At 38.1% G+C, this 13,172-nt stretch carries 16 protein-coding genes; 2 read left to right on the forward strand and 14 right to left on the reverse strand.

Annotated features, from left to right (window positions below):
* Positions 1-91 precede the first annotated feature (91 nt).
* Positions 92-1,066, reverse strand: coding sequence for a S66 family peptidase (locus ACQKL5_RS14960; RefSeq protein WP_427609678.1), 975 nt, complete (start codon positions 1,064-1,066; stop codon positions 92-94).
* A gap of 244 nt (positions 1,067-1,310) precedes the next feature.
* On the reverse strand, positions 1,311-1,472 hold the full coding sequence (locus ACQKL5_RS14965; RefSeq protein WP_402868981.1) for a YjcZ family sporulation protein: 162 nt from the start codon (positions 1,470-1,472) through the stop codon (positions 1,311-1,313).
* A 310-nt stretch (positions 1,473-1,782) separates the two neighbouring features.
* On the opposite strand from ACQKL5_RS14965, the gene ACQKL5_RS14970 reads away from it, so the two are divergent.
* Positions 1,783-2,880 (forward strand): GDSL-type esterase/lipase family protein, encoded by a 1,098-nt coding sequence (locus ACQKL5_RS14970; RefSeq protein ID WP_427609679.1) that lies wholly within the window; start codon positions 1,783-1,785, stop codon positions 2,878-2,880.
* Between the two features lie 39 nt (positions 2,881-2,919).
* Here the strand turns inward: ACQKL5_RS14970 and msrB are convergent, their stop codons facing one another.
* Both msrB and msrA read right to left on the reverse strand, forming a co-directional pair.
* A complete protein-coding gene (msrB, locus tag ACQKL5_RS14975) occupies positions 2,920-3,348 on the reverse strand; it encodes a peptide-methionine (R)-S-oxide reductase MsrB (protein ID WP_427609680.1) in 429 nt (142 codons plus the stop codon).
* The gene (gene msrA / locus ACQKL5_RS14980; protein ID WP_427609681.1) at positions 3,345-3,881 is read right to left on the reverse strand and encodes a peptide-methionine (S)-S-oxide reductase MsrA; all 537 of its coding nucleotides are present in this window, start codon (positions 3,879-3,881) and stop codon (positions 3,345-3,347) included. Before msrA ends, msrB begins: the two co-directional genes overlap by 4 nt.
* Positions 3,882-4,091: 210 nt before the next feature.
* On the opposite strand from msrA, the gene ACQKL5_RS14985 reads away from it, so the two are divergent.
* Complete coding sequence (locus ACQKL5_RS14985; protein WP_427609682.1) at positions 4,092-4,832, forward strand: DUF4397 domain-containing protein; 741 nt, start codon at positions 4,092-4,094, stop codon at positions 4,830-4,832.
* A gap of 61 nt (positions 4,833-4,893) precedes the next feature.
* On the opposite strand, the gene ACQKL5_RS14990 is transcribed toward ACQKL5_RS14985, so the two are convergent.
* The 10 genes from ACQKL5_RS14990 to ACQKL5_RS15035 form a co-directional block, all read right to left on the reverse strand.
* The gene (locus ACQKL5_RS14990; protein ID WP_427609683.1) at positions 4,894-5,478 is read right to left on the reverse strand and encodes a YpmS family protein; all 585 of its coding nucleotides are present in this window, start codon (positions 5,476-5,478) and stop codon (positions 4,894-4,896) included.
* Positions 5,475-6,314: an SGNH/GDSL hydrolase family protein gene (locus ACQKL5_RS14995; RefSeq protein WP_427609684.1), complete on the reverse strand. Its 840-nt coding sequence runs from the start codon at positions 6,312-6,314 to the stop codon at positions 5,475-5,477. Before ACQKL5_RS14995 ends, ACQKL5_RS14990 begins: the two co-directional genes overlap by 4 nt.
* Before the next feature lie 298 nt (positions 6,315-6,612).
* The gene (locus tag ACQKL5_RS15000; protein ID WP_427609685.1) at positions 6,613-7,203 is read right to left on the reverse strand and encodes an SCO family protein; all 591 of its coding nucleotides are present in this window, start codon (positions 7,201-7,203) and stop codon (positions 6,613-6,615) included.
* Between the two features lie 153 nt (positions 7,204-7,356).
* The gene (locus tag ACQKL5_RS15005; RefSeq protein ID WP_427609686.1) at positions 7,357-8,199 is read right to left on the reverse strand and encodes a DegV family protein; all 843 of its coding nucleotides are present in this window, start codon (positions 8,197-8,199) and stop codon (positions 7,357-7,359) included.
* Positions 8,200-8,464: 265 nt separating this feature from the next.
* Positions 8,465-9,217, reverse strand: a complete 753-nt coding sequence (gene tatC, locus ACQKL5_RS15010; RefSeq protein WP_427609687.1) for a twin-arginine translocase subunit TatC — start codon at positions 9,215-9,217, stop codon at positions 8,465-8,467.
* A gap of 86 nt (positions 9,218-9,303) precedes the next feature.
* Positions 9,304-9,495 (reverse strand): twin-arginine translocase TatA/TatE family subunit, encoded by a 192-nt coding sequence (tatA, locus tag ACQKL5_RS15015; RefSeq protein WP_427609688.1) that lies wholly within the window; start codon positions 9,493-9,495, stop codon positions 9,304-9,306.
* Positions 9,496-9,685: 190 nt separating this feature from the next.
* Positions 9,686-10,954, reverse strand: coding sequence for a threonine ammonia-lyase IlvA (ilvA, locus tag ACQKL5_RS15020; RefSeq protein ID WP_427609689.1), 1,269 nt, complete (start codon positions 10,952-10,954; stop codon positions 9,686-9,688).
* 142 nt (positions 10,955-11,096) lie between these two features.
* Positions 11,097-11,582: a dihydrofolate reductase gene (locus tag ACQKL5_RS15025; RefSeq protein WP_427609690.1), complete on the reverse strand. Its 486-nt coding sequence runs from the start codon at positions 11,580-11,582 to the stop codon at positions 11,097-11,099.
* Positions 11,579-12,373, reverse strand: coding sequence for a thymidylate synthase (locus tag ACQKL5_RS15030; protein WP_427609691.1), 795 nt, complete (start codon positions 12,371-12,373; stop codon positions 11,579-11,581). The genes ACQKL5_RS15025 and ACQKL5_RS15030 overlap by 4 nt, the downstream gene beginning before the upstream one ends.
* Positions 12,374-12,436: 63 nt before the next feature.
* Positions 12,437-13,093 carry an anthrax toxin lethal factor-related metalloendopeptidase gene (locus ACQKL5_RS15035; protein WP_427609692.1) on the reverse strand — a complete coding sequence of 219 codons (657 nt, stop codon included), beginning with the start codon at positions 13,091-13,093 and terminating at the stop codon, positions 12,437-12,439.
* Positions 13,094-13,172 lie beyond the last annotated feature (79 nt).

Raw genomic sequence — 13,172 nt, forward strand, 5'->3', positions numbered from 1 at the left:
AATAGGAAAATATGCAGGGATTAAACAGAATTTCAGCCTTTCATCCTCTTAAGCCACCATACTAGTAAACATCTATCTTACATCCCACTTTTTATGGGAGGATGGTTACACTTGCTTTTCCGTTCCTTACGGTCATTTTTACATTTTCGCCTATCGGAATAGTAGCAAATGGATGCACATGTCCAAAATTCGCATTGGCTATGACAGGAATGCCCTTTAACTCCTGCTTGGTGGCAATGATTTGCTGAAGTGCGTAAGGTGTCATCCCGGAATTATTTTGGAACCGTCCTATGATTACTCCCTTGATGCCAGTGGCATCAGGCAACTGTAACAAAGACTGTAAATCTCGGTCAAAACTAAAAGGATGGCTTTCTTCATCATCTTCGATAAAGAGAATGCGGTCCCGTAACGAAGGCATAAACTCTGTTCCTTGCAAAAGGTTAATCGTACAAAGGTTACCCCCTAAGATTGTACCAGTAGCGTCCCCCTCCTGTATGACCATGTATCCCGAATTTGGATGGAAGGTACGGTCATCCTGCTCGAGGTGCCATGAATCATCACTCCATGTTTCACTTTGTTCCAATTCAAAGGCCTCATCCTGAAGAACGGCTTTTTTAAAGTACTTCATTGTATAATCCAGCCCAGCCTTCATCCCGAATGTAGAGAAATGAGGACCAGAGTATGTAATCAAACCTGTTTTTTGATAGATGGCCAAACTTATGGCCGTTATATCACTATATCCCATCAACACTTTAGGATTTCCCTTAATTAAATCGTAGTCGATATAACGAAGCAATTGGTTGGCATTGTATCCACCAATGCTGGTAAAGATTCCTTTAACAGACGGATCCCTAAACGCATCATGTAAATCCTCAATCCTATCTTCAATCGAATTCGAGAAAAAGTCGTCATGTACCAAAGCAGTCTTACCATATGTCACTCTAAAGCCAAGCTCAACTAATCTTTCCTCTGCCAGTCTGCGTTGTTCACCTTTTACAATCGCCAGACTTCTCGATGGTGCAATAACTCGGATTTCATCCCCCGCTTTTAAACGAGAAGGTTTCATATCTCTTTCCCCCTATTTATATCACATCTTAAATTATTTTAGCAGATATGTAGAGCAAAGCAAATCGTGACTCACTAACGATTATACCACAAATGAAACGTACGTTCTTACTTTGAGGATCTTACTGATATTTACAGTTAGGCTATCAGTTATTAAATACTTCCCGTCAAGGTTACCTGTCATGTAGATGATTTACTACATTAAGAAAAGACCAGCTTTACCAACTGGTCTTTTAGTGTCTTATTTAGCAGCAGAATGATGCGCCGATGATTACCAACAGAATGAATAAGACAACGATCAATGCGAAGCCTGAGCCAAATCCGCCACCGCAACCGCCACCATATCCTCCACCATAACCATAACCGCCGCCGCAGCCGCCACCATATCCTCCACCATATCCGTACATAAAGTTTCACTCCTTCTTGATTTCTGTTTTCTCTTTACATCCTTACCATATGTCGATACGCCCGCCTTGGTCTGTGTATTTGCCCATTTTTTTTTATTTAAGCAAAAACTCCTCAATTTCTTCTATATTAATCATTTTTAAACTTGAATAGAAACTTCAATTTTCTAAATAGAAAAACGGAATTTAACCTTATTGTGTTACGCTTAATTTACGATATAATAAAAGAAAATGTGCTTTCTATATAGGCCAAAGTGTGTAGTTACTCTTAACTTACTCACCTACAGACAAAATTTTAATCGGAGGAAACGAATTGAAAAAAGTTTTAAAATCCCTCATTCCACTCACTGTCATCGCTTTCACCATTCTTCTCATTTGCATCCTTCCAAAAGTTCCTAAAACATATGGATCCGATGAAAGTCTAAATGTATATCAAAAATTCCAAGAAGGTCAGCCAATTGACTATCTGGTTATTGGAGATAGTATCGGTAGGGGTTCCGGCGCTGAGAATCCGAACATGACTTGGTTCAGACAACTTGAAAACAAGATGAAAAAATACAATTCAGTCCCTTTCAAAGGTGATTACCTTGTACAAAGCGGCTCTACTGCATTTGAAGGTCTTTATAAACTCTCTCAAAAAAATGGAAATGACCATACGGATTTGATTTTCATTGTTTTCGGTGAAAATGATCGTAAATATATGAATGTGAACGATTTTAAAATGACATACGAAGCTCTAATCAGGAAGGCCAAACATTTATACCCACATGCTGAATTGTTTACCTTAACGGAAAGCTGTTTGGAATATGAGGAATTCGCGAATTCGATCGGACTGTTAGCTGACCACTATGGTGCTACCAATATCGACATGCGCCCAATTTTCAAAAAATCAGGATTTACTGAAGAACAATTGACGAAAGACTTAATTCATCCGAACGGCCTTGGCTATAAATTTTATGCAAATGCAATTTATGAAAAGTTTCTTGAAAATGCCAAACAGGATAAGCCTGTCGCAGGCCTTCCTCCTAAAATTCATGAAGGCTCCGATTTAGAATTATTAGATCATGACAACTATGACACAATGGTCGGCTTTAGGCCAAGAGCTGGGTATTACACTAGTTCTGAAAAAGGTAGCTATATCGAATACCGGTTCAAAGGCAATATACTTGGAGTTAAATTACTTAGAAGTCCAGATGGCGGGGAAGTCGATATATTCATTGATGGCAAATTGAATACATCTATCAATACATGGTGGCCCTTTGCACGTGAAAGGTACTTATTCGTAACAAATGGTCTTTCTCCTGGACTACACACAGTACGGTTTGAAGTTTCAGGAAGAGAAACCCCAAATGACGTTCTCAGCACTTATGTTAGGCTTTCTTCGATTATTACTAATAATATACAGCCCTAAACAAGTAAGCCCCTATCATGGATGATAGGGGCTTACTTGTTAAATAAATAGCTTCTTATATTCCCCGTAACCTTCTTTTTCTAGATCTTGGAGTGGGATAAATCTTAAAGAAGCAGAATTAATGCAATAGCGTAGCCTGGTTGGCCCTGGTCCATCATCAAATACATGACCAAGATGGGAATCGGCTGTTTTCGAACGAACTTCGATTCTTCTCATTCCATAGCTGGTATCCAAATTTTCAACCACTTCACCATCGTCTAATGGCTTGGTAAAACTTGGCCAACCACAAGCTGAATCGAATTTATCTTTTGAAGTGAAGAGCGGGTTACCCGAAACGATGTCCACATATAAGCCCTCTTCCTTCAAATTCCAATATTCATTATGAAACGCAGGCTCCGTCCCGCTATTTTGTGTGACTTCGTATTGTATTGGTGTTAATTTTTTCTTTAATTCGTCTTTATTACTCATTTCTTTTCCCCCCAATGATGTTCTTGAAATGCCTTGCGACCCGAACCAACGGAATACCTCTCATAATGCTCTGGTTGCTTTTTATAGTAATGCTGATGATACGTCTCGGCTGGATAAAAGGTCTTAGCTGGTAGGATTGGCGTGGTAATTGGCTTAGAAAAAATGCCACTTTCCTGCAGCTTTGACTTGGAAGCTTCCGCAATTTCACGTTGTTTTTCATCGTGATAGAAAATGGACGTTTGATAGGAACTGCCACGATCAAAAAACTGTCCCCCAGCGTCGGTAGGGTCAATTTGTTGCCAAAATAATTCCACTAAATCCTTATAAGGATAAACGGTAGGATCAAAGGTAATCTGAACAGCCTCATAATGGCCGGTCGTCTCTGAACAAACCTCTTTATACGTAGGGTTCTCCGTCTTTCCCCCTGTATAACCGGAAATAACGGATTCGATACCGGGCTGTTCATCGAAGGGTTTTACCATACACCAGAAACAACCTCCGGCAAACGTTGCTTTGTCTAATTGGTTAGTCATCTGAAATATCCTCCTTTTTTGGAAAGGCACTGTTTAATGCATTTTAACCCTTTTATTTGAGCATGTAAAATCATCTGCTGTTCAAACTCTTTATCCTTAACATCATGCTTTACTGTTTTATAGGATTTGTATCGACTGAAATGAAGGCACATGCCCAAGCATGCTTCCATATGATGTTTATATAATGATTCCATATGAAAGGTGATTGACATGAACAATAAACATACCCATTTACAGAAGGCAATGAATTACGATGCTTTATCTTGTTACTATAAATATAGTAACCCGCACTTACATGATTATTATTATCACAAACACTTGAAGAGCATGGAAAAGGCAATGAAACCAATGCGCAATGGAGAAATGAATCAAATGAAACCGGCAAAGGTCCGTATTTTTCACGCGGCTCCAAAAGCTCCTGCGGTCGATGTATATGCAAATGGAATGCGTATCCTTCAGAATTTCTCATATAAAGACAAAAGTGACTATTTATCATTGCCCCCTGGTAAATACCAAATTGATATATACCCTACCGGCCAAACCACTTCCACAGTGCTTAGCCGTAAGCTCGATTTAGAAAGCGAAAAAATGTACACAGTCGTTGCCGCCGGATCAAATGAAATGTTGAAACTACTTACTTTTGAAGACAATCCATATGTTCCACAAAATGAATCCAAAATCCGTTTTGTTCACTTATCGTTCGATACACCACCAGTCGATATCGCTGTAAAAGACGGAGATGTCGTATTTGGAAACCTATCTTATCGTAAAGCGAGCGAATATCTGAACCTTTACCCCATGCATGTTGATTTTGAAGTCAGGTTAGCCGGTTCTAAAGAAGCCGCACTTTCCTTACCAACGGATATTAAGGCAGATACCCCATTATCAATTTATATAGTTGGCTCTAGTCAAGGTGAACCTGGTTTAGAAGTAATCACCCTGTCCCCTTGAACAACCACGTACGATAAAAAGCCAGGATTGTAGTTCCTGGCTTTTTATCGTGCGTTTTCACTTATTGTAAGGAAGAGGGTACGGTCAACAAGAAGGAAATATCATCATTCTTCAAATCAAATTCATTGGCTTTTACCCTGACATCACTTTTCAATTCCATATCCTGCAGAGAAACATATATGTTTTCCTTTTTAGGATTAATAGTGACCCACTCAGGCATTTTATATCGCTCGTTAATGATATTCATCACGTAGGATACAGGTAAGTTCATTTGCCCAATGGAAATAGATTTTTGTTTTAGAATCAAGTCTCCATTTTTTTGGGCAATTGGTTCGAATGTTAATTTCATTTCCACTTCGCGGTTGAAAAACGGCATTTTTCCATATAGTTCCACTTCATCATTTAAGTACACTTCATAATGCATTAATCCAGTCAAGCCTTCTTTATCAAGGTACTGATTGATTAATCTGGTCAAATCTTCCCGATTCGTATGAATCTGAAACTGGATATCTTCTTCCTGACTTACAACTGGTTTCATCTCTTTATCTTTTGCCGGTAAATTAATTAAGATCAGGATAGTAAAGATGACCAGGATGTTAACGGCTAATAAAGTAATAAACAAAGTCTTCCATTTGACATTTGTCATTCTTGGTCATCATCTCCTTTGGCACTTGCTTCCATTGCATCCTTTCCGATAGTCAAAACTTCCATGTTATTATAGATTCTTTCAGCGATCAATTCATATCCACGGTCATTCGGATGGAAATAATCCTCAGTGTATAGCAAGTCTTCTTTGGAATTTTGAAAAATATCATCTATTTCGATAAAATATGCAGAGTCATATTCGGTGATGATTTTTTTCCCACTATCATTCCAATCATTCATAATTTCATCAAGCTCATAAAAATCGGCAAACCATTTTGAAAATGGGTTATATACGCCAACTAAATAAATCTGTGCGTGTTCATTTTCAGAACGGACCTTATCCATTATCTGTCTTAATCTTTTTTCATATCCTATTTTTGCTGAATCGAATTGGTTCAGTTCCAAGTTGGAGAAATTCTGTTTAAAAACCCTCATGATATCATTTCCACCAATTGTGACTACAATGGAATCGGCTTGTTCAATATCTTCTTGAACATCGGCCTTTTCCAATCTTTTTAATAATTGGTCGGTCCGGTTTCCACGAACTCCATGATTGATTATCTCAACTGAGGTGATCGTTGGTTCTTTTTCAAGGTTTTTCTGCAGATAAGGGAGGTATCCTCCCTTATCTTTACTGTCGCCGACACCTTGAGTAAGGGAATCACCTATTGAAACAATTTGAACAGGATCCGGAAAAAAGCTGGCTGGAATGGTTTCTTTTTTACTTAATTCAACAACATTAAGCTGCTGAACGGTTGGTTGTTCTGAAGCAGTTCTCTGAGAGCAACCTGAAATCCATACTAGGCATATAAAAAGACAGGTGATTTTGTATCTCATACCCTCACCTTCCCTACCTAAATATTATATCATGGAGAAAAAAAGAAATTGCAATCAATTTATCCCTTTACATGACTGTTTTTTTACATAATCTTGAACATTCTATAGTATGAAAAAAAGTGGCAAATTAAAGCTTATCCTTTATAAATTTTAGCATGTACTTAGTATGTAAATTCATTCTTCACATCCGTTCATCTTCACCATATTACCAAGTCATAATAAATAAGGATGAATATATTTTTTCCCTCCTTTTTTTATTTGTAAACTAAAAAACTATTGAACAGGTCATTTATCCTGTTCAATAGTTCTGTAAAATTTTTATATGCTTAATCATCTCATCAAATGGAATATCTTGAAGTCCCGTATAGTCACGAATGATTTTTCCATCTTGGTCCATTAGGTAAAAGCTTGTCTGATGAATTACCTGATCTTCATTGTCGGGCTTCTGTACTATTGTCTTGAAGTTGTCCATTGCAAACGCCTGGATGTCATCTTGACTATACCCCGTTAAAAAGTTCCAATTTGTATAATCTGCATTAAATTGGTCGCCAAACTCTCTTAGGACTTCAGGCTTGTCAACTTCAGGATCAACAGAAAATGACACAAACTCAACATCCGATATCCCCTCATCCTTCAGCTTTTGTTGCAATTTCACCATATTTGCCGTCATGGGAAGGCATACATTCTTGCAATTCGTAAAAATGAAGTCAGCAACCCAGACCTTTCCTTTTAAATCTTCTTTAGAAAAGGATTTTCCGTCTTGGTTTACATAACTAAATTCTTCTATGTCCCAGTTTTTCGCATCAGGTACTCCATTCGAACCGCATGCCGTTAGCATTAATATTACCACCATGCCTATAGCTGCCTGGAATATATGCAGCTTCTTCATCCTTACCCCGCCCTTTATGTATAAAATATTCTGTCACTTCTTTCATTTTACCAGACCATGGGCAGGAAAACAGCCACTCTTTTTGACATATAACGATGTTTTAAGAATATATAACAAAATTATTCTCTCTTAATAGCTTTTAATCTAAAATTATCAATCCCAATAATACATAATGGCCATGGCACCTTCGCCGGTATGTGTGCTGACGACAGCCGTTGTCGCCTCTAATTTAATATCTTGCACCCCGGAAATTGCGGTAATTGCTTGACGGCTTTTATCGGCCATTTCAAATCCATTGGCATGCACATAACCTATACCTTTAATTTCTTTACCCTGCGTATCTTCTATGAATTTCTTTGTAATGAATTTTACAACTTGCGATTGGCTCCTGGCCTTGGAAATAGGGTTCAATACGCCTTGTTCAACCCTTGCAATTGGCTTAATATGTAAAATAGAACCGATCAAAGCTGAAACTTTACCTATCCTGCCACCTTTTACAAGGTTATCCAAGGTCCCAATGACAATGATTAAACTTGTCTGACTTCGTATAGTCTCTAATCGCTTTATTATCTCTTCGACGGATTTTCCTTCTTTCGCCATTTTGGCAGCCTCAATCACCTGGAATGACATGGCTTTAGAAATAAACTGCGAATCAAAAACAGTAACTTTCGCATCAGCCATACCAGCCGCAGTCTCTGCGGAACCCACTGTACCACTCATTCCACCAGTCATGTGTATCGAGATGATCTCACTGCCATCCTTTCCAAGTTCATTGTACACCTCTAAAAAAGTCCCTACTGCTGGTTGAGAACTTTTCGGAAGTTCTTTTGATTGATTCATCCTTCGTAAGAATTCTTCCTGCTCTATTTCCACTTTATCCAAAAAGGTTTCACCATCAATATAAATCGATAACGGAACCATCGTAATGCCATAGTATTCAAACTCTTCCGGTGTCATATCCACTGTTGAATCAGTTACAATCTTCACTTTATTCATCTATCTATACACATCCCTAAAATAACATATCTATTGTATTATACCTATTCAATGTATGCTTTCAAACTAAAGCTTATAATTTTTTCAGAATATTGATTTTCCATGTCACATATATGTCGGAATCCAATCAATCCTTTATCTACTCAACGTTATAGGACAGACCATCCATATATGAAAGACCAATACCATTTTTCATTAGGATGAGGAATTTTTTTCTTCTTCTGCAAAAAACGACCCAAAGGGCTTGAAACCTTTGGGTCGTTTTTTATAAACCTTCTTCATTAGGTAAAGTTTCTTCCAGCAAGCTTTCTCGTTTCACCTTACGTTTATAAACAATTTTTGAAAGCGATATACTAACTTCGTATAATAACAATAAGGGAACCGTGACCAGAAAATCCGACATGAAATCAGGAGGTGTTATGGAAACGGCTATGACCACCAATACAAAGTAAGCATACTTTCTTAATTTTTGAAGCACATAAGGGTTGATGAGTCCAATGGAGGTCAAAAACATTGTGACGACTGGGAGCTCAAATAAAAAAGCAAAAGGTATCGTCATATTAAAGACAAAAGAAAAATACTTATCCGCTGTAAAATTGGTTATGAACATACCTTCACCCAGTTCAATTAAAAACTGAAGGATCGTCGGAAAAATGACATAGTAACCAAAAGCCAGACCGCCAATAAAAAGGATAAAGAGAGCTGGTATATAGGATAGAGTCGCTCTCACTTCATTCGGCATTAATGCTGGTTTAACGAATAACCAAATTTGAAGAGCAATGATTGGTATCGTTACGGCAATGGCAACTACACCTGAGAGCATAAAATAAATCCAGATAATGTCGCTCGGGCCCAAGACCATTAATTCAAAATCAAGATCCTTTACAAACCAATAGTAGATTTTCTCCACATAGATAAAACTGACGATAAAAAAGATGAAAAAAGCAACAGCCGTAATGATAAGCCGTTTTCTCAATTCCTCAAGATGATCGATGATATTTAATTCTTTATCTGCCAAAATAAATCACGCCTTCATCTGAAAATCCGTTTCTTTGCTATAAAATAAAAGACGTAAGAAGTTACTATCCTACGCCCTGTATTTAATCATTCATGATTTTTTTGTTGTATCTTCTTATCATCTTCATAGTCACCTTTTGTCAGTTCATTCGTGGACTTCTTAAATTCTCTAAGCGTTTGTCCAAAAGCACGTCCAATTTCAGGAAGTTTCTTCGGGCCAAAAATGATTAATGCCAATACTAAGATGATGATTAAACCAGGTATTCCAATGTTCGACATGGATACATCCCCTTTGATGTTGTAATTCAACCTACTCTAATTATAATACCATTTTCAGCCAAATGAAAGAAACATGGCATTTCGTCATACAACGGTAACAATTTTCAACAGAATATGCAACTAATGGAAGGCTAGAATAATATGTAAAAATATATACACTATTCTAACCTAATTTTCAATTTTGTCTAGTTTAAATTAATAAGTGAAATAAATTACTATCTTTATTAACTTCGACACTTGAAAAGCCCTTTTTATTCATTCTGTCCATAAGTCCTTGATAATCGGTTTTATTATCCAATTCAATTCCTACAAGTGCCGGTCCACTCTCTTTATTATTTTTCTTCGTATATTCAAAACGGGTAATATCATCATTTGGTCCCAATACTTCATCAAGGAATTCTCTTAATGCTCCAGCACGTTGAGGGAAATTCACGATAAAGTAGTACAGGAGTCCTTCATATAATAATGATTTTTCCTTGATTTCCTGCATCCGGCCAATGTCATTATTCCCCCCACTTACAAGACAAACTACCGTTTTTCCTTTTATTTGGTCTTTGTAAAAATCAAGTGCTGACACTGAGATGGCGCCCGCTGGTTCAGCAATGATGGCGTGTTGGTTATATAAATCAAGAATTGTCGTGCAGATATGTCCTTCAGGAACAAGAACGATGTCTTCAAGATTTTCTTTACATATTTGGTATGTCTTTTGCCCTACACATTTAACGGCAGCACCATCCACAAATGTGTCGATATGCTCCAGTTCAAACACTTTTCCTTCCTTGAAAGAAGATTTCATCGAAGCCGCACCAAGCGGCTCAACCCCTATACACTTCGTTTCCGGGGATACCGATTTGAAATAACTAGATACCCCTGCCATTAATCCACCACCACCAATGGCAGCAAATACATAGTCAATTTTATTTTCACAATCATTCATGATTTCTATAGCAGCGGTGCCTTGCCCGGCAATTACCTTTTCATCATCGAAAGGGTGAATGAATGAACGTCCTTCTTTTTCACAGCATTCCATTGCACTGGAAAATGCATCATCGAATGTATCACCAATTAGGATAATTTCAATATTATCCCGTCCGAACAATTGGACTTGATCGATTTTTTGCCTTGGCGTCGTAGCAGGCATGTATATCTTTCCATTAATTCCTAACTCACTGCAGGAAAAGGCCACTCCCTGTGCATGATTCCCGGCACTCGCACAAACGACTCCATTCTTTGTTTCTTCCCGAGTCAAACTTTTCATTTTATAATACGCTCCCCTTAATTTGAAAGAACGCACATGTTGAAGGTCCTCGCGCTTTAAATAAACGTTGCATTCGTACTTATTGGATAAGCGCTGATTCTTTTGTAAAGGAGTATGTAACACAATTTCTTTCAATTCTCTATAGGCAATTAGAATTTCCTCCAATTGGATCCCCCTGTTCATAGATGCAGTCTGGTTCATAACAATCCCTCATTTCCTTCCTAATCAATTCAATTATTATAGCACTTTATCAGAAGAATGTAATTGATTTTTCTAAAAATTCCACCTTTTTAGGAATGCAAAAAAAACCGATTATGGCTTATTCCACAATCGGTTACTACATTCATTTTTTGCGTAAGACAATAAAATCATGTGCATAAGGATTATTGTCATCAATTACACCAGGAATAGTACCTGCATTTTCCCATTCTGCTTCATTAATCCGCGGAAAATATGTGTCCCCTTCAAATTCTTCGTGTATTTGAGTGATATACAAACGATCCGTTACAGGAAGGATGGCTTTGAAGATTTCTGCCCCTCCAATAACAAAAACCTCTTGTTCGTGAGCGTCGGCAAACCCCTTTATTTCAGAAACATCATGCAAAATGGTACAACCCTCTACCTTAAAGTCGTGATTTCTGGTAACTATGACATTTTCTCTGCCAGGTAATATCCGCCCAATTGATTCAAAAGTTTTTCGCCCCATGACGATTGGGTGACCCATCGTCACCCGTTTAAAATACTGCAAGTCCGCTGGCAAATGCCAAGGCAACGCATTATTTTTGCCGATTAACCGGTTTTCATCCATGGCTACCATAAGGGAAATCATATACTCACCTTCCCTTTAATGTGAGGATGGGCTTCGTAATTCTCAAGTTCAAAATCTTCGAAACGAAAATCAAATATATCTTTCACTTCAGGATTGATTTTCATAGTAGGCAGCGGTTTAGGGTCACGCGTCAGCTGAAGCTTCACTTGTTCCAGATGGTTTGAATAGATATGGACATCACCAAAAGAATGCACGAATTCACCCGGCTCCAGATCACATACTTGAGCAATCATCATCGTTAATAATGCATAAGATGCGATATTGAAAGGCACACCTAAAAATACATCTGCAGAACGCTGATACAGTTGGCATGAAAGTTTGCCATCCGCGACATAAAATTGAAAGAAAGCATGGCAGGGAGGTAAAGCCATGTCTTCCAGCTCTCCTACATTCCAAGCACTTACAATCAATCTTCTAGAATTGGGATTGGTTTTGATTTGCTGAATCACTTCACTGATCTGATCAATTTGCCTTCCATCCGCAGTGCCCCAAGAACGCCATTGGTGACCATATACAGGACCTAGGTTTCCTGCTTCATCAGCCCACTCGTTCCAAATTCGCACATTATTTTCTTGAAGGTATTGTACGTTTGTATCCCCTTTTAAAAACCATAGAAGTTCATGGATAATTGCTTTTAGACTGACTTTTTTCGTAGTCAAAACTGGGAATCCCTCACGAAGGTTGAACCTCATTTGATATCCGAAAGTGCTGATCGTTCCTGTTCCCGTACGATCGCCCTTTTGAGTGCCATTTTCAAGTACATGCTTACATAAATCCAAATACTGCTTCATGGTCAACCACCTTTTCTACATTCATTCTTCTTATTTTAACTTTTAACGGTCGGCAGTTCAATTTCAATTTAGTTGTTTAATAAACTGGTAGGTATCCGGTGCTTCCCTTTTTAGCAAATGATTTTGTTCTGCATCTATATAATACATCGCGAAAGCTTCCGCAAAGTATTCTTCTGGATAGGTGGAATAATAAGCCTGACCAGGAAAGAGAGCATCCACTTCTTTCCCCCATATCCTTAAATAAGTCAGGTCCTCACGGATGCCGTCATAAACAATCTTATCGATGGAATGGGCGATTTCATGCAATTCCAGATTTACGGAACTATGGCCGCTACCTCTGTCACTAGCACCGATTTTAACCAATACGGTATGAGCTCCACCCATCCCCGGGACGTCATCCCAAGTAGTCTTTGGGTTTACGTATCCTCTTGGTGTTTGACCCTTTAAATGGGCAGCAGATTGATTGTCTGTCAGGCTCCCACTGAATAACTTTACTTTTATGCCCCGTTCGACAATTTTCACTTTAAGGGAATCCGGGAGTGTATTTATCCTTTTGACAATCTTTAATGCTTCCTCTTCATCGAATTCCTCTTCTGGGTATATAAACATACTTTGTAACGTCCTTTGTTCCTGTAAAATCCCTGCCTGTCTTAAAAGGTTATCTTTTTTTAATTCCCGCCATTTTAAACCGTCCTCCCTAGCTAAAGAAAAGGAAATCATAGAAAGTAAACATCCTATTAGGATAATAAAACCAACCCACTTTTTACTTGTCACCTACCCCATTCCTTTCCTTATTATT

The sequence above is a fragment of the Peribacillus sp. NPDC097675 genome (assembly GCF_050277655.1).
GTDB lineage: Bacteria > Bacillota > Bacilli > Bacillales > DSM-1321 > Peribacillus.